The organism is Pseudoalteromonas arctica (assembly GCF_012927645.1).
In the GTDB taxonomy this organism is placed as follows: domain Bacteria; phylum Pseudomonadota; class Gammaproteobacteria; order Enterobacterales; family Alteromonadaceae; genus Pseudoalteromonas; species Pseudoalteromonas arctica_A.
Map to the genome: position 1 here is coordinate 141646 of NZ_JABBMT010000005.1, position 17967 is coordinate 159612.

Annotated in this window: 12 protein-coding genes; 8 read left to right on the top strand and 4 right to left on the bottom strand. The window is 41.1% G+C overall.

Annotation, left to right across the window (positions count from 1 at the left end; genetic code table 11):
- Positions 1-17: 17 nt before the first annotated feature.
- Positions 18-776, bottom strand: a complete 759-nt coding sequence (locus HHO47_RS05210) for a hypothetical protein (protein WP_169019324.1) — start codon at positions 774-776, stop codon at positions 18-20.
- 318 nt (positions 777-1094) lie between these two features.
- Between HHO47_RS05210 and cysB the strand changes: the two genes are divergently transcribed.
- Positions 1095-2072, top strand: coding sequence for an HTH-type transcriptional regulator CysB (gene cysB / locus HHO47_RS05215; protein WP_169019325.1), 978 nt, complete (start codon positions 1095-1097; stop codon positions 2070-2072).
- A 57-nt stretch (positions 2073-2129) separates the two neighbouring features.
- Here the strand turns inward: cysB and HHO47_RS05220 are convergent, their stop codons facing one another.
- The 3 genes from HHO47_RS05220 to pabB all read right to left on the bottom strand — a co-directional run bounded on the left by HHO47_RS05220 (position 2130) and on the right by pabB (position 5554).
- Positions 2130-3506, bottom strand: a complete 1377-nt coding sequence (locus HHO47_RS05220; RefSeq protein WP_169019326.1) for an L-serine ammonia-lyase — start codon at positions 3504-3506, stop codon at positions 2130-2132.
- A 104-nt stretch (positions 3507-3610) separates the two neighbouring features.
- Entirely contained in the window at positions 3611-4186 is a 576-nt protein-coding gene (locus HHO47_RS05225; protein WP_169019327.1) for an NUDIX hydrolase, read from the bottom strand.
- Positions 4187-4207: 21 nt separating this feature from the next.
- Entirely contained in the window at positions 4208-5554 is a 1347-nt protein-coding gene (gene pabB, locus HHO47_RS05230) for an aminodeoxychorismate synthase component I (protein WP_169019328.1), read from the bottom strand.
- 165 nt (positions 5555-5719) lie between these two features.
- Between pabB and HHO47_RS05235 the strand changes: the two genes are divergently transcribed.
- From HHO47_RS05235 to HHO47_RS05265, 7 genes are all read left to right on the top strand, one after another.
- Positions 5720-7246: a fumarate hydratase gene (locus tag HHO47_RS05235; protein ID WP_169019329.1), complete on the top strand. Its 1527-nt coding sequence runs from the start codon at positions 5720-5722 to the stop codon at positions 7244-7246.
- A gap of 147 nt (positions 7247-7393) precedes the next feature.
- Positions 7394-8434, top strand: coding sequence for a Glu/Leu/Phe/Val dehydrogenase (locus HHO47_RS05240; RefSeq protein ID WP_169019330.1), 1041 nt, complete (start codon positions 7394-7396; stop codon positions 8432-8434).
- 94 nt (positions 8435-8528) lie between these two features.
- The gene (locus HHO47_RS05245) at positions 8529-9164 is read left to right on the top strand and encodes a CatA-like O-acetyltransferase (RefSeq protein ID WP_169019331.1); all 636 of its coding nucleotides are present in this window, start codon (positions 8529-8531) and stop codon (positions 9162-9164) included.
- A gap of 175 nt (positions 9165-9339) precedes the next feature.
- Positions 9340-12264 carry a ligand-binding sensor domain-containing diguanylate cyclase gene (locus tag HHO47_RS05250; RefSeq protein ID WP_169019332.1) on the top strand — a complete coding sequence of 975 codons (2925 nt, stop codon included), beginning with the start codon at positions 9340-9342 and terminating at the stop codon, positions 12262-12264.
- Positions 12265-12467: 203 nt separating this feature from the next.
- Positions 12468-13706, top strand: a complete 1239-nt coding sequence (locus HHO47_RS05255; protein ID WP_169019333.1) for a M23 family metallopeptidase — start codon at positions 12468-12470, stop codon at positions 13704-13706.
- A 142-nt stretch (positions 13707-13848) separates the two neighbouring features.
- Positions 13849-14673: a M90 family metallopeptidase gene (locus tag HHO47_RS05260; RefSeq protein ID WP_169019334.1), complete on the top strand. Its 825-nt coding sequence runs from the start codon at positions 13849-13851 to the stop codon at positions 14671-14673.
- Between the two features lie 106 nt (positions 14674-14779).
- Positions 14780-17962, top strand: a complete 3183-nt coding sequence (locus tag HHO47_RS05265) for an amidohydrolase family protein (RefSeq protein ID WP_169019335.1) — start codon at positions 14780-14782, stop codon at positions 17960-17962.
- Positions 17963-17967: the final 5 nt, after the last annotated feature.

The window sequence follows — 17967 nt, forward strand, 5'->3', positions numbered from 1 at the left end:
TACAAAGGAAAAGTGCTTTACCACTTTTTCTTTGGTGCAAAAAGTACGTCTAAATCGTCTTGTTCTTGCTCTGCTTTTTTCTTCAGTGCAGTTGCATTGGATGCTTTAAGCTCAGTGCTTATTGCTTCTAAATAACCTTCAAGCTCTTGACGTTTTGTGATTATATAGTCGTCGCTATAAGCAACTGCAGATACCGTTGCGTAGGCTTTTTCAAAGTATTGGCGGGCAGAACCGACCATATTTGCAGAGCGTGCAGATAAACCTCGTTTAATCTGGCTTTCAATATTAATTTTTAATTGGAATTTTTCTAAGCGTTTGTCTTCAGCAATAAAAACTTGGCTGTCTACTTTCCCTTTACCGTGCTCAGAGCGAAGCACTGCACGTACTTTTTTGATACCTTGAATAAGTGCTATTAATTGTTTGTCGTTATCGGGTAATACTAAATTTTCTAAGTTAGCGGTGTCTATTGAGCCCTCTAAACGTTCTTTTGCTTCTTTTAAACGATTTTTTAACTCTTTTGAATTGGGAGATAGCTGCACCATTGCTGCTAACGCATCATAAATACGCCGTTGCAGAATACGTATAATATGTTCTGACATAGGGATGTTGGCGTTATTTACTAGAACGTCTTCTGATTCTTCAATGATTTTTTTTTGTTTAGTTAAGTCTTTGCGGCGTTCTGTTTCTTGTTTCTCTTTATGCTGTTGTACCGCACTGACCCAAAGGGCAATGACAATCAATGCTACAATCAACATAATAATAATAGAAACGATCATGGTTTAGGTCTCAAATTTCACAAGCTAATAATTTTAATCTTACATTAAATATATGCTAACAGGATAGTTTTGCGCGGCTTATGTAAGAAAAGAATTCACTTTCTCATAATTTATTACTATCTGTGTGATGATATTTTTTCATTTTGCACATCGGCTCAAAAGATGGCTACCTCAAGACATGGGATTATGCTAGCCTAAACGTATAACCTTATAAATACGATCCTGACGGCTTTTTTCTATTGTTAATCAGAAAAAACTTGGCTTGACGCGATGTAGCATTTATAAATAAGCAGTATAACTACACTAAAAAATGCAGCCATGAAATTACAACAACTCAGATACATCGTCGAAGTCCAAAATCATAAACTTAATGTCTCAGCAACCGCTGAAAGTTTGTTTACCTCACAGCCAGGTATTTCTAAGCAAGTACGTATGTTGGAAGATGAGTTGGGCGTGCAAATTTTTGGGCGAAGTGGAAAACACTTAACCCACGTTACCAGCGCGGGCACTGAAATAATTAATATTTCCCGCGAGATCCTTTCTAAAGTAGAAGGTATTAAAGCGGTTGCAAATGAGCACACCTTACCTGATCAAGGTAAGTTGAATATTGCCACCACGCATACCCAAGCGCGTTATGCACTGCCAAGTGTGATCCAAGGGTTTATGAAAAAGTATCCAGCGGTATCATTGCATATGCACCAAGGTACACCGCAGCAAATTTCTGATGCTGCTGCTCGTGGCGATGCTGACTTTGCAATTGCCACCGAAGCACTGCATTTATACTCAGATTTAGTGATGTTACCTTGCTATCACTGGAATCGCAGTATTGTGGTAGCAAAAGATCATCCACTAGCTAAAAAAGCAGAGTCACTGACCGTTGCCGATATTGCTCAATACCCACTTATTACGTATGTGTTTGGTTTTACTGGTCGTTCAGAACTTGATAAAGCCTTTAATGCGCAGGGACTTGAACCGCATATTGTATTTACTGCAACTGACGCGGATGTAATTAAAACCTACGTACGGTTAGGTTTAGGTATCGGTGTTGTAGCATCAATGGCGATTGATCAAATTACAGATACTGATTTAGTGTGCATTGATGCAAGCCATTTATTTGCAGCCAGCACGACTAAAATTGGCTTTAGAAAAGGCAGCTTTTTACGTACCTATATGTATGATTTTATAGAGCGTTTTGCACCACATTTGACCAAAGAGAGGGTTGAGCGAGCAAGTTTATTACGTAATCAAGATGACGTTGATAAGCTGTTTGAAGATATAGAGTTACCAGTTAAGTGATTTTAATGTTTTGAAAACAAAAAGCCGCATATTGCGGCTTTTTAATAAATACAAAACCTAACACTCAATTATATTTACAGCTAAGCCGCCGCGAGCAGTTTCTTTGTATTTGGTCTTCATATCGTTACCGGTATCGAGCATGGTTTTTATCACTTTGTCGAGTGAGACTTTTTGCTCGCCACTGCCACGAATAGCTAAGCGTGATGCGTTAATTGCTTTGATAGCACCCATTGCATTACGTTCAATGCACGGCACTTGGACTAAGCCACCGACCGGATCGCAGGTTAAGCCTAAGTTATGTTCCATGCCAATTTCGGCGGCATTTTCAACATGTAAGACGTTGCCACCAACAATTTCTGTTAGTGCACCAGCAGCCATAGAGCAGGCAACACCGACTTCACCTTGACAACCTACTTCAGCGCCTGAAATTGAGGCATTCTTTTTGTATAAAATGCCAATCGCAGCGGCGGTGAGTAAATAGCGAGTTGCAATATCGCGGTCAACTTCTTTAATAAAGGTGTGATAGTACATTAATACTGCTGGTAAAATACCTGCGGCACCATTAGTCGGTGCTGTCACTACACGGCCACCGGCGGCGTTTTCTTCGTTAACGGCAAGGGCAAATAAGTCTACCCAGTCCATCGCTCGCAGAGGATCATTACTTACTTCAATATTGAGCTTTAAATACAAACTTGGGGCACGGCGTTTTACTTTTAAACCACCCGGTAAAATGCCTTCGGTGCGCATACCGCGCTCAATACAGGCTTTCATTACTTGCCAAATATTGAATAACTCATCTTTGATTTCATCTTCAGTACGCAGCGTTTTTTCATTTTTCATCATCAAGCTTGATACGCTAAAACCTGACTCTTTACACATATCAAGTAATTCTTTGGCACTGGCAAAAGGATAGGGAGCAGGATTTTCTTCGCGAATATCTAATGCTGCTTGTTTTTCTTTTTCAAATTCTTCATCGGTCACAATAAAACCGCCGCCAATTGAATAGTAAACTTTACTATGGAGTTTTTCATCGCCTTTAAAGGCAATGATCTCCATTGCATTTGAATGCTTTGGCAAAGTTTTACGACGATGGAATACAATCGCTCCTTGTTTTGGAAACTTTGCTTGATGTACTTGATTTAAGTAGATCACTTGTTCATTTTCAATTTTAGCGAGAATATCGTCAACTAAATCGGCATCAATGGTTTCTGGATCGTAACCCGCAAGCCCGAGGATAACTGCTTTGCCTGAGCCATGGCCGATACCTGTTTGTCCCAATGAGCCATATAGCTCAACTTTAATGCTGGTGACATCGGTTAACAAGTTTTGTTGTTGTAGTTCGTTAACAAATAAACGCGATGCGCGCATTGGGCCGACGGTGTGTGATGATGACGGGCCAATGCCAATACTAAACATATCGAATGCACTGATCATAATAACTTTACTCTACTCTACTTTTACTCAGCACGATTGCTGCCTTTGAACGGTCGCACATAATAACGCGTAATTGTACCCTTGTAACCCTTTGCAATAGAGATTTAAACTGGTATGGCGAGCTGTTTTGTAAAGTTTTTTATAATGCTCGCAGTGGCTCCCCAAAGTAGTCCGTAAGGAGTTGAAAAACATTGTAAAGTAATTGCTTTACCAAAGCGATGAAAAGGTAAGGGTTGCCAATTTTTTACATCAGCGAGCGCATTGACGGGCAGCAAAAAGCTGGCGGCCACTTCATTTTGGTCTGCATGCCAATGTGTGTTTGGGGCTAATACTCCAACAAACGGTGTAATCGTAAAGCCGGTAAGAGTAGAATAATCGCCTAATTGACCGATGACGGTGACATTTTCTGGGCCGATATTTAGCTCTTCACTAAGTTCTCGCAGTGCAGTATGGCGTAAGTTTGCATCGTTTAACTCATGCTTACCACCTGGTAAGCAAATTTCCCCAGGATGGTGATTTAAGAACATCGGACGTTTGCATAGTAAAATGTGCGCGCTGTTATCTACATCAATCAGCGGTAACATTACGGCACTGGCTCGTTGGGGGCGTTGTTTAAAATGTATTTTATCAGCTGGCTGTATATACTCATTGGTAGGCGCAGTTAGCTGAAAACGAGCCATAAGCTGTTTGCTATTCACAGGTTACTTCAATAAAGGTAAGATTTTATTTACTTTATCGTAAGTCTCTTGGTATTCCAAATCCACTTGTGAATCAGCAACAATGCCGCCGCCAGCCCAACAATAAATATGTTGTTTGTGGCACACTAAAGTGCGGATGGTAATACTGGTATCCATATTGCCACAAGCGCTTAAATAACCGATTGAGCCACAGTAAATACTGCGCCGATGCGGTTCTAATTCTTCAATTATTTCCATTGCACGAATTTTGGGTGCTCCGGTGATTGACCCTCCCGGGAAAGCAGCATACAGCTGATCAACCGCAGTTTTGTCGTCTGCTAACTGCGCTGTCACGGTACTGACTAAGTGGTGTACTGCAGGAAAACTTTCAATCGCAAAGAGTGATAGGACTTGCACGGTACCAGGTTTGGCGACTTTACCTAAATCGTTACGCAGTAAATCAACAATCATCACATTCTCAGCGCGATCTTTCGCTGAATTTTGTAATCGAGTTGCTTGTACCGCATCTGCTTTTTTATCAAGACACCGTGGCAGCGTTCCTTTGATTGGCTTGGTTTCAACCTGATTATCATTAATGGCAATAAAGCGCTCAGGAGAAATAGATAAAATAGCGCCATCAGGATGATTAATAAAACTTGAAAAAGGGGCTTTGTTAGCTTCGCGCAAAGTACAATAAGCATGCCACGGTGAGCCTTGATACTGTGCTGTAAAACGCTGTGCTAAGTTAATTTGATAACAATCGCCACTTTTTAAATAAGCCTGAATTCTTGCAAACTTAGCGCTGTATTGTGCACGGCTCATATTTGATGACCAGCCTCGGGTGATTTCAAATGGCGACGTAATTGGTGAGGCGAGAACTAACTCCTGCAGATATATTGCTGATCTATCAACATCAGGCTGTGCGACATAAAACCAACTTTGCAGCTTTTTATCATAGATAAGTGCATCGAGATATAGACCAATAGCAAGTTGTGGCATATCGATATCATCGATCGCTTGGCTGGGAAGTTTTTCAATGACTCGGCCAAGATCGTAACCAAAATATCCGAGCCAGCCGCCACTAAAGGGTAGATTAGGCTGAGTTTTACTGCTATCTAAAGTATTCAGCTGCGCTTTAATAATGCTAAAACAATCTTGTTCAGTTGCTTTGCCATCTATAAACGTATGGTTACTTTTTACTTCTAGGCGCATTTTTGGCGCAATAGCAATCAGATCATAACGACTGTTTATATGATCGCTGTTGGCAGAATCCAGCAGTACAGCATAAGGCAAATGGGCAAAATAGGCGAAAACCTCTACGCAGTTGAGCGAGATGTCTAATTGAATACAGGTTTTTTGTTGCTTTATCATCTATTTTTTTACCCCGAAGAACTGGCTCGAAACGGGCTGGGAGGGTATCATAAGTAATAATTTTTTGGCAGCGTTTAGTGACGTTGCCTAAGCGCTGTACAAACCACCGTCACTGGTTTGGCCTAGTTTACGTGTTCTCACGTAAAGGTAATTTAAGGAACCCCTATGAGTACAATTCGTCAGCAAGACTTTATTGATAGCATTGAAGATGCATTGCAGTATATTTCGTTTTATCATCCCCTTGATTTTGTTCAAGCGCTCGAAAAAGCCTATAACAAAGAGCAAAGTAAAGCGGCAAAAGATGCCATTGCACAGATTTTAATTAACTCGCGGATGTCGGCAGAAGGCAAACGACCTTTGTGTCAAGACACCGGTATTATTACTTGTTTTGTAAAAGTAGGTATGGATGTCAAGTGGGATAAAACAGATTTAACCGTACAGCAAATGGTTGATGAAGGAACACGTCGTGCTTATTTAAATCCAGATAACCCGTTACGTGCATCGATTGTTGCCGATCCTGCTGGCACCCGTAAGAACACCAAAGACAATACACCATCTGTGGTGCACATTGATTTAGTGGCAGGCGGTGAAGTAGAAGTAATGGTGGCAGCCAAAGGTGGTGGCTCAGAAAATAAAACTAAAATGGTGATGCTTAATCCATCTGATGATGTTGCAGCATGGGTTGAAAAAACCTTACCGACTATGGGGGCGGGTTGGTGTCCACCAGGCATGCTAGGTATAGGTATTGGTGGTACTGCTGAAAAAGCAGCGGTGCTTGCAAAAGAATCATTAATGGATCCGGTTGATATTCATGAGCTTATGGAGCGTGGCGCCGAAACTACGGAAGAAAAATTACGTTTAGATATTTTTGAACGTGCAAACAAACTGGGTATTGGTGCACAAGGCCTTGGTGGTTTAACCACGGTAGTTGATGTAAAAATAAAAACAGCACCAACTCATGCGGCCTCAAAACCTGTGGTTATGATCCCAAATTGTGCGGCTACTCGCCATGTACATTTCACATTAGATGGCTCAGGTCCTGCAAACTTAAAAGCGCCAAAACTTGAAGATTGGCCAGAAGTCACATTTGAAGTTGGTGAGGGTACGCGTCGTGTTGACTTAAATACGCTAACTAAAGAAGATACGCATGAATGGAAAATGGGCGAAACAGTATTACTGTCAGGGACTATATTAACCGGTCGTGATGCGGCTCATAAGCGTTTGCAAGATATGATCAACTCAGGTGAAGGTTTACCAGCAGGTGTTGATTTTGACAATAAGTTTATTTACTACGTTGGCCCAGTTGACGCGGTACGTGATGAAGCGGTGGGCCCAGCGGGTCCTACAACAGCAACACGGATGGATAAATTCACTGATATGATGCTAGAAAAAACCGGCATTATTGGCATGATTGGTAAAGCGGAACGTGGTCCTGCAACGGTTGAGTCCATCAAAAACAATAAATCTGTGTATTTGATGGCCGTAGGTGGAGCAGCTTACTTAGTATCTAAAGCAATCAAAAAAGCCCGTGTAGTAGCATTTGAAGATTTAGGTATGGAAGCTATCTATGAATTTGAAGTAGAAGATATGCCAGTCACTGTCGCAGTGGATAGTGAAGGCGCAAATGCGCATACCCAGGGGCCTGCAATTTGGAAAGCTAAAATTGCAGAGTTAGACGCTAAGTTAAAATAAGCATTCGCTTTATGATGTGGTATTTGAGTCTTTTCAGATACCGCTTATCATCTCATATAGTGGCAAGCTGTAATATGAAGTGGTAGAGTCTCGGCAATTTCAGCGTGCATACCCTCTCGCGGGTTACAAATTTCGGAGTAAGATAAAGTGGCTGTGTTCAATCGAGTTGATTTTGATAACCACGAACAAGTGGTTTTTTGTGCAGATAAAGAATCAGGCCTTCGTGCAATTATTGCCGTTCATAATACTAACTTAGGTCCTGCGGTTGGTGGTTGCAGAATGTGGGATTACGCAAGTGATGATGACGCTGTTGTTGATGCGCTTCGCTTATCAAAGGGTATGACCTACAAAAATGCAGTAGCACGTTTACCATTTGGTGGTGGTAAATCAGTGATCATTGGTAATGCCAAAGAAATTAAGTCTGAACAGTTATTCCGTGCATTTGGTCGCCAATTAGAGCGTTTAAATGGAAGTTACTATTCTGCTGAAGATGTAAACATCACCTGTGATGATGTGGCTATCATGAATAAAGAAACTAACTATGTATTAGGCCTTGAAGGTAAAAGTGGGAACCCATCACCATTTACAGCGTATGGCACATTTTTAGGAATTAAAGCGGCTTTACAACATCAACGTGGTCATCAAGACTTGAGTGGCGTTAAAGTGGCAGTACAAGGCTTAGGCGCTGTTGCTTATGGCTTATGTAAACATTTGCATGACGCGGGTGCGACCTTGTTTGTAACTGATATTAATCAAGTGGCGATTGATCGTGTCGTGAATGATTTTACAGCAACGGCTGTAGGCATTGATGAAATATATGACCTTGATGTTGATGTATATGCACCGTGTGCACTTGGCGCAACAGTAAATGATGCAACTATTCCACGTATTAAAGCAACCATTATTGCTGGTTGTGCAAATAACCAATTAGCTGAGTCTCGTCACGGTGAGATCATTCGTGAAAAAGGTATTTTATACGCACCAGATTATGTGATTAACGCAGGTGGTATTATTAATGTTTATTATGAAACAGCGTCAGAAGGTTACAGTGCTGAGGCATCAAATAAACATGTTGAGGGGATTTTCAGAACCTTAACAGAAATTTTCTCGCGTAGTGAGAAAGAGCAAAAATCAACGCATTTGATCGCAGATGAACTCGCACAAGAGATCATCAAAAACGGTTTGTAATAAACGCGTTTTAGGCGTGCCATTGCACGCCTTTACATTATTCAGTAAATCCCTCACGATACGGTCATCCTGACTTGTATAGTTTTCTAAAGATATGACACCCATCGATTTAGCTACATGGCCACGCCAACAACATTTCTCACTGTTTAAAGAATTTACGCAACCCTATTTTAATGTATGTGTACAATTAGATATGGGGGCGTTGTATCAGTATTGTAAATCACAGCAATGCTCTTTTTTTCATGCCTATATCTATGCGACATTGCAGGCTAGCAATGCTTATCAGCCAATGTTACTGCGGATCATTGACGGTGTACCTTGGCAACTAGCTGCTCAACGTGCCAGTGTTGTAGAGCTTGCTGAAGATGATACCTTTCGGTTTAGCTACTTTTCACAACAAGCTACGTTGAACGACTTTCAACTACATGCAAACAAAGTTAGCTTAGCGGCAAAGCAACAGCCATTATTCTCAACTGCTTTTGCGCAAACTGAAGGTCAGGCTGATTTGATTCATATTTCGGTTTTACCGTGGTTAAACTTTACGAGCTTTTCTCATGCGCATACACAAGGTAATTATTTTGGTATTCCTAGGTTAGTGTTTGGACAGTTTGATGCAAAAAAAGGGGCAATGCCGATCTCAATAGATGTGCACCATGCATTGATGGATGGTTTACATGTCGCGAAGTTTATTGAGCAGTTACAGCAGAGCATACACGCTCTGTGTGCTTAGCCTAGCCGTAAACGAATTGTGTTATTTAGTTAATGAAAATGAAACTCAGACTATGTTAGTATAATTCCTATACGAAAAAACATAATGATAGTTAACTACTAGTAAATCATTATCTATTTAATTTGTGTTAATGCTAAGTTGTTAGCTTGCCATAATTACGAAGGCGTTTAGTATAATGATTCGTTTAGGTCTTTGCTTTTTCTTTTTTGTTGTTTTTAGTAGCTTTGCTGCTGAGCAAACCCGTTTACCTCTTAATGACTATTTTGCCGAAACGTGGAATACCCGTTCTGGTTTACCTCATAATAGTATCAATAGTGTAGTGCAAACAAATGATGGCTATATATGGATTGCCACATGGGAAGGATTAGCCCGATTTAATGGCCGTGAGTTTAAATTATTTACACGTACGGAAATAACTGGTTTACCAGATTCTGGTTTACGTAGTTTAGCCCCACAAGCTGATGGCGGCTTATATATAGTGGGTGCCCGAGGTGGGATCAGTCATTTATATCAAGGGCAATGGCACGCTAAGCCTAATGCCACTGCGATGGTAAATCACGTATTAAAAACATCTTCAAATGAAACTTGGTTAGCTCTTGAGGGCCAAGGCGTTGTATATCGCGAATTTGATAATGCACCGGACACGAGGGTTTTAGAAAACCTCAGTGCTTATCGTCTAATAGAAGACAAAGCAGGTATGATCTGGGCTGCAACCAGCAATGGTTTGTATCAAATTAATAATCAAACAGCGCGATTAATTACTCCCGATTCTGGTTTACCACAAAGTCCAATATACACCTTATATTTGACCCGCCAAGGTGAGCTCATCGTCGGCAGTGAGCAAGGCGCATGGAAGCTGGTGAACAACCGCTTTATCAGTATTCATGAGCAGCTTAAAGATGAAGCTATCTCAAGTATTTTACAAGATGATCATGATGATCTTTGGTTTGGTACGATCAATCAAGGGGTGTTTCGATTAAGTCCGTTAGGGGTTGAACAACTTGATGCTGATGCTGGTTTACCTGCCAATCGAATTTTATCGTTATTACAAGATCGTGAAAACAGTATTTGGGTTGGCACAAATGGCGGTTTGTACCGATTGCGTGAAGCTGCTTTTTCTACTTGGACCAAAAAACGTGGGTTAACAGGTGACTATGTTCGTACCGTGCTGTCCCATTCAGATGGTAGCTTATGGGTAGGCGGCAGCCTTGGTTTAAACCGTATTGAAGATAATAAAGTAAACACATTTCCTGCTGCTTATGGGCATGATCCGTTATCTGTTTTAAGTTTAGCTGAGGATGCGCAAGGGCATATTTGGCTCGGGACGTATACCTCAGGTTTGATGCGGATTATCAATGGTAAAGTTTATCCCGTTCGGGATCGTAAAAATGGCTTAGCCAGCAATGAAGTCAGGGCATTATTATTTGATAGTGCAGGGCGCTTATGGGTAGGAACCGCCGCTGGATTGACACGAATAGATGTGGATGGCTCACTGAAGCAGTTTTCCAGTGCAGATGGTTTACCCGGTGATTTTATTATAGCCCTTAGTGAAGATAATTATGGCAATGTATGGATTGGAACCGGCGTTGGAGTAGCATCTTTTAGCCCAAATTTAGAAAAATTTACGGCTAAAGTGTTTCCTGCCCACTTTGATGCTGAATATGCTTTTGGTTTTTATGCTGAGTCTGAATATATCTGGATGGCGACAGATCGTGGTCTTGTCCGGTGTAATATTCCAACCGGAGAAATGAGTATTCTTGGGCATGAACAAGGCTTGCCAGTTGATAAGTTATTTCAAGTTGTGGCACAGGGAGATTCGTTCTGGCTATCGAGTAATCGCGGTGTGATCCAAGTTAATCAACAGCAAGTCAAACAGCGGCTAGCGCAGTTAGCACAAAATAATACGTTGCCAATCCAGTATCAGCTATATGATGAAGGAGACGGTATGCTAAGCGCTCAGGCTAATGGTGGGTCTAATCCTGCTGCGGTGTTACACAAAGATGGCAGTATTTGGATTGCCACAGCACAAGGTGCAAGTACTATCGTCCCCGAACGTTTAAAACAAGCTACAAAGAAGACATTGCCGACAGTTATTGAGGCCATGTATGTAGATGGCAAAATAACACCCTTGGTGCAGCAAGGTGAAGAAATTATTTTACCGCTGGGCGTTTCGCGGATCTCTTTTCATTATGCGGGATTAAGTTTTATTATGCCCGATCGGCTGAACTACCAGACCCAATTGACTGGCTATAACAATGTGTGGGTTAACCGTAATCAACTAGGCATTACTGAATATACTAATTTACCACCGGGCAAGTATACGTTCAAGGTACGTTCTGGCTACCCTAATGGGCAATGGCAAGATAATGATAAAACTTTAACGTTTGTGATTCAGTCATATTTCTGGCAAAAAATTACTTTTAAGATCATGGTTTTTATCGGTTTATTAGCATTAGTCTACGGGCTTTATAGATACCGACTTTATCATTATAAAAAAATAGAAATAGAGCTGATCACGCGGGTTGAGCAACAAACTAACGATCTACAACAACAAACAGATGCCTTTGCTCATCAAGCAACCCATGATCAATTAACTGATTTGCCAAATCGTCGTGCCTTTGATTGTTGGCTTGCTGATAATTTTTCAGATTTTAAACAGCAAGCTTTACCTTTGGCTATTGCGATTATGGATATTGATCACTTCAAACGAATTAATGACGGGTGGTCACATATTATTGGTGATCGGGTAATTTGTGTCGTTGCTCACCTGTTAAGTCAATGTAGTGAGGGCGACACAAGTCAAGTTGCTCGCTGGGGAGGCGAAGAGTTTACCTTATTGTTCCCTAACAAAACCGCACAACAAGCCGCGCAATTATGTGAAGAGCTACGGGTGCAAATCGCAAACTATGATTTCTCAAATATTGCCAGTGGATTAACTGTAACAGTTAGCTTTGGTATCGCAGACTCATTAAGCGTCAATGATTATGATAGGTTACTAGCGCAAGCAGATCAGGCATTATATAAAGCAAAAAATAATGGCCGAAATAGGGTCGAAGTAATATTTTCAGATACGCTTAATGCTGAACACTTGGATCCTTAACATATTTTTGCAATTATTAATTGTATGCATTTTGTTCATTTTGTTTTTCTCCAGAAAAACCAGCTACAGGCCATGCCATATCAGGTACATAAAATATATTTATATAAACATAAGAACATGAAATTAACATATATTTAACTTTGGTGCTATACCTTTTGTTCCCAGTTGGGGATCTTTTTTGATATTTATACAAGGAACAAAAGATGAAAAATAGCATAATTAACCTTGCACTTGCAGGTATTTTAGGCGTGTCACCTGTGGTATTTGCAGAAGGCCATAATAACGATAACTTTTCATTTACAGCACAGTCTATTGAATCACTAAAATTAAACTCTTTACTGACTGTTGATGATACTCAATTTGTATTTAATAATGCTTTATTGAATGAGGATTGGGATAACTTTTTTGCTCTACATGCCCCTGTACTAGAAGATAAAAAAGAGCTAATTTTACACTGGGCCGGTTTTACCAGTATTAACCCGAAAATTATTTTAGCCTTGATAGAACAGCAAAGCGGTTTACTTTCAAACCCTGATGCTGACATCACTAATCCGTTAGCAGGTTTATCTGATGAGCAGGGTTTTGACGCGCAAGTAGAAGATGTCGTAACAAAATTAAGCCAGCGGTTTTATGCTTATAAGCAGTGGCAAGATAGCCAAGTGACGGCAAAAGTATCAAAATACAACAGTACGGCTATTACTAACTTGCCTAGCACCCATAGTAGTACAGCTGCAACGGCTGCCCTGGTTAGTGTGTTTAAAAACCGTGATAAATTGGCAGTGGATCAGGATAATGTTACTCACACGAATGTCGATTTAACTCGTTTTTTAGCCACCTTTGATAGTTTATTCCCTGAAAGCAGTACGCAACTGCAACGTTCATCAAAAAATTCAGCGCAAAGCAGTGAGCAGCAATTTGTTGCTGCCAGTTTTTCTATGGATCTACCTTGGCCATCAGGCTACTGGTATAGCGGTGGGGCTCACTCTAATACAGGCTCAGGTTATCCATATTCATCGCTTGATTTTAATAATGGTTCTGGTGGCTGGGGCGCAAATACACCTTACGTACAAGCGGCGCATGGCGGTACTGTCACGCGCTTTTCGTCATGTAATATCCGCGTAACACACTCCAGTGGTTATTCAACCAACTATTATCATATGTCTAATTTGCAGTATAGCAGTGGCGATTATGTGCAACCTGGCGCATGGCTTGGCCGTTATGCTAATAGCTATAACCAAGCGTTATGTGATGGAGGTCAATCATCTGGCCCGCATGTGCATTTTACTTTGTTGTATAACGGTCAGCAGGTGTCATTACATAATCAATATATTAGTGGTCACCGTATTGATGTAGGTAATAGTAACTATGATGATAATTGTAACCGCTTCTACTTTGAGCGTAATGGTTACCGTACTTGTGCATGGGATCGTTTATACCGTTAATATAATTGATTATTACGAAATAATATAGCTGACCGCCCATAACATAGTTATGGGCGTTTTTTTAGCTGTTGCTAAGTTAGATGATTGAATTTTATTCTCACAGGATATATTAATAAGCTACACCTGTTGATAGGACCTTGTAATGGTAAATGGATTGTTAATATTTGCGCTGATCGCATTTGTAGTTGTTTATTGGCGTTGGCCGATTATCCAAAACCGCTTGTGGCAAAAAAAGTATCAAGATTATCGTTTAGATGAAAAACAAAAAACATTATTATTACGGTATATGCCTATCTATCAAAAAATGACGGATGCTGATCGGGAAAAATTAGAGCGTCATATTGTCTGGTTTCTAAATGAAAAGCGCTTTATTGGTTGCGATGGTTTAATTCTTAACGAGAGTATGAAGTTGATTATTGCTGCGGATGCGTGTGTGTTGGTGCTTAATAAACCATGGCCACTTTATCAAAATGTGAAAGAAATTTTGCTGTATCCAAGTGCTTATTATGCACCGCAGACATCGCGTGATAGTGCCGGATTAGTAAGCTATCATAATACTGTTCGTCAAGGCGAATCATGGCCTGGAGGGACTTTAGTACTAAGCTGGCACGATGTGCTTGAAGGGAACCGCTTACCCAGTGACGGGCACAATTTAGTATTTCATGAATTTGCTCACCAACTTGATCAAGAAACAGGTAAAACCACTGGCACACCGTTATTAGCAAAGCAAACGGATTATCAACAATGGGGGCGTGTTTTTAGCCGCGCTTATAATCAGTTAAAAACTCATGTCGCGTATAATATGCCGCATGTTATTCATAGTTATGGTGCAACTAATGAAGCCGAATTTTTTGCCGTGATCACTGAAACTTTTCTCGAGAAGCCCAGTGAGCTGCGTCATTATGACCCTGAAATATACAGTTTATTGGTCGGCTATTATCAGTTTGATCCAATAAAATGGCATTAACCGCCAAATAACGATGCTTTATCAGATATCGCTGGTAACTTGCTGCCGTTTTTGTTGCAATCATGTTTATAAGATGAGAATTGCAATAAAAATAAGCGAGAAGGCGATGAAAACAATGCTTCATACGGCAATGGCTGTAGCTGTGTCACTGGCGCTATATAGTCAGGCTCAGGCACAAGATAATGATGACAAAAAATGGCAAGTGGATGCGCCACAAGGGCAATTTGCTGATGCTAATATTAGTGTCTCGCAAGGCACTTGGATGAATATCGATGTCAGTCCTGATGGCAAAACCATTGCGTTTGATTTACTGGGCGATATTTACACTATGCCGATGGCTGGTGGCACTGCCACGCAACTGACCTCTGATATCGCATGGCAAATGCAACCGCGTTTTAGTCCTGATGGTAAACATATTGCGTTTACCTCAGATCAAGGTGGTGGCGATAATATCTGGTTGATGGATTTAAACGGTGAGAATCAAACCGCAGTAACCGATGAAACGTTTCGCTTATTGAACAGTCCCGCATGGAGCCCCGACGGCGACTATATTGTTGCTCGTAAGCATTTTACAGCGAGCCGTTCATTAGGCGCAGGTGAAGTATGGCTTTATCATAAAGCGGGTGGCAAAGGTGTACAGCTTACTAAACGTGAGAATGATCAAAAAGATTTAGGTGAGCCGATGTTTTCACCTGATGGCCGATATGTTTATTTTTCACATGATGCAACGCCGGGTAAAACCTTTCATTATTCAAAAGATTCGGTTGCTGGCATTTATAAAATCAAGCGTTACGATCGACAAACCGGTGAGATAGAAACGATTATTGATGGTATGGGCGGTGCTATTAGACCAACGCCGTCGCCAGATGGTGAGAAGCTTGCGTATATTAAGCGTGATGACTTTCAAACTAGCTTGTATCTATATGATTTAACGTCCGGTAAGCACACTAAGTTATACGATAAACTTGAGCGTGATATGCAAGAGACTTGGGCTATACATGGCGTGTATCCAACCATTGCATGGACACCAGATAATAACCAACTGGTATTTTGGGCCGGGGGGACAATTCATAAACTTGATGTGCAAGATGGCGATGTAGAAACCGTACCATTTGAAGTAAAAACCAGCAAAAAAATTCAACAAGCAGTGCGCTTTACACAGAACCTTGATAGTGATGAGTTTGACGTAAAAATGCTACGTAACGTACAAGTATCACCTGATGGCGAAACCGCGATTTTTGAAGCGCTTGGGCATATTTATAAACGCGATTTAGAGTCAGGTAAAATTAAACGTTTAACGAAACAAGATAACCATTTCGAGTTATTTCCGCAGTTTTCACGTGATGGTAAAAAAATAGTTTATGTAACCTGGGATGATAACGAGCAGGGCGCTGTACGAGTTGTCTCTGCGCGCAGTGGTCGCGGTGACGATATTACCACAGAGCCAGGTAAATATGTTGAGCCAACATTTAGCCCTGATGGCAAAACAGTGGTATACCGTAAAGCGACAGGAGGCAGTATTTTAAACCCTGATTGGTCACTGCATCCGGGAATTTATGCCGTGAGTAGCAAAGGCGGAAAAGCTGAGTTAATTTCTAAAAGTGGTTATCAGCCGCAGTTTGCATCAGCTAATGATCGAGTTTTTGTGATGAGCCCATGGCCCAAGCCAACGCTGAGTGTGGTTGAGCTGGAGTCTAAAAAAGTCTCTAAATTGTATGAGTCTGAACATGCCACTGAGTTTAGAGTATCGCCTGATGGCAAGTACCTTGCTTTTGCTGAGCGCTTTAAAGTGTTTGTTACACCACTCGTTGAAAGCGGTAAAACTATAAATATTGGCCCTAAAGATAGTCAATTCCCAATCGAGCAGTTATCGGTGCGTGCCGGTGAAAACATTAGTTGGAGCGCAAGCAGCGATAAATTATATTGGACACTCGGCCCTGAATTATATCATGCAAGTTTAGCGGGGTTGTTTGATATCAATAAAGCAGATGATGCTGATTTTAAAGTAAAAAGTGGTGAAAACATCGGTTTTACTACTAAAATGGCTGAGCCTAAAGGCATGATAGCCTTAACGGGCGCCCGTATAATCACCATGCAAGGTGAACAAGTCATTGAAAATGGTATACTACTAACCGATGGTAAACATATTAAAGCCGTTGGCACAGCTGCTGATATTAACATTCCAAAAGGCGCACAGGTAATTGATGTAACAGGTAAAACAATTATGCCAGGAATTGTTGATGCGCACGCCCATGGCTCACAAGGTAGCGATGAGATCATTCCTGAGCAAAATTGGAAAAACTTAGCTGGTTTGTCGTTGGGCGTAACGACAATTCATGATCCCTCAAATGATACGTCTGAAATATTTACTGCAAGTGAAATGCAAAAATCAGGTGCGATTGTAGGTCCACGTATTTTCTCAACGGGTACTATTTTGTATGGGGCTAACATGCCTGGGTATACCTCGCATATTGACTCATTAGACGATGCTAAATTTCACTTAGAGCGATTAAAGAAAGTTGGCGCGTTTAGTGTTAAATCATATAACCAACCACGTCGAGAGCAGCGCCAACAAGTTATTGAAGCTGGCCGAGAGCTTGAAATGATGGTGGTGCCAGAAGGTGGTTCATTATTACAACATAATTTAACGATGGTGGTTGATGGTCATACGGGCATTGAGCACTCAATTCCAGTGGCAAACATATACGACGATATAAAGCAGCTTTGGTCACAAAGTGATGTAGGCTACACGCCAACACTTGGGGTAGCGTATGGAGGCATTTGGGGTGAAAACTATTGGTATGACAAGACTGATGTGTGGAACCACCCTCGTTTAAGTAAATTTGTGCCGAAAAATCAATTACTACCGCGTTCAATGCGCCGCGTTAAAGCGCCCGATCATCACTATAATCACTTTAATAATGCGCGAGTCGCAAAAGAGCTACAAGATTTAGGTGTTTTAGTAAATCTAGGTGCACATGGTCAGCGCGAAGGCCTTGCAGCGCACTGGGAGATTTGGATGTTTGCTCAAGGCGGTATGAGTCCACTGGAAGCTATTCGTGCGGCGACGCTTGATCCGGCCAAGTACATCGGCCTTGATCAGAATATCGGTTCATTGGAAGTCGGTAAACTGGCTGACTTAATGGTGATCGATGGTAATCCACTGACTAATATTCGTGATACAGATAAAGTTGATTACACGATGATCAACGGTCGGTTATTTGATGCCGCGACTATGAATGAAGTCGGCAAAAAAGCACGCGATAAATTGTACTTTGAAGATAAGTAATTATT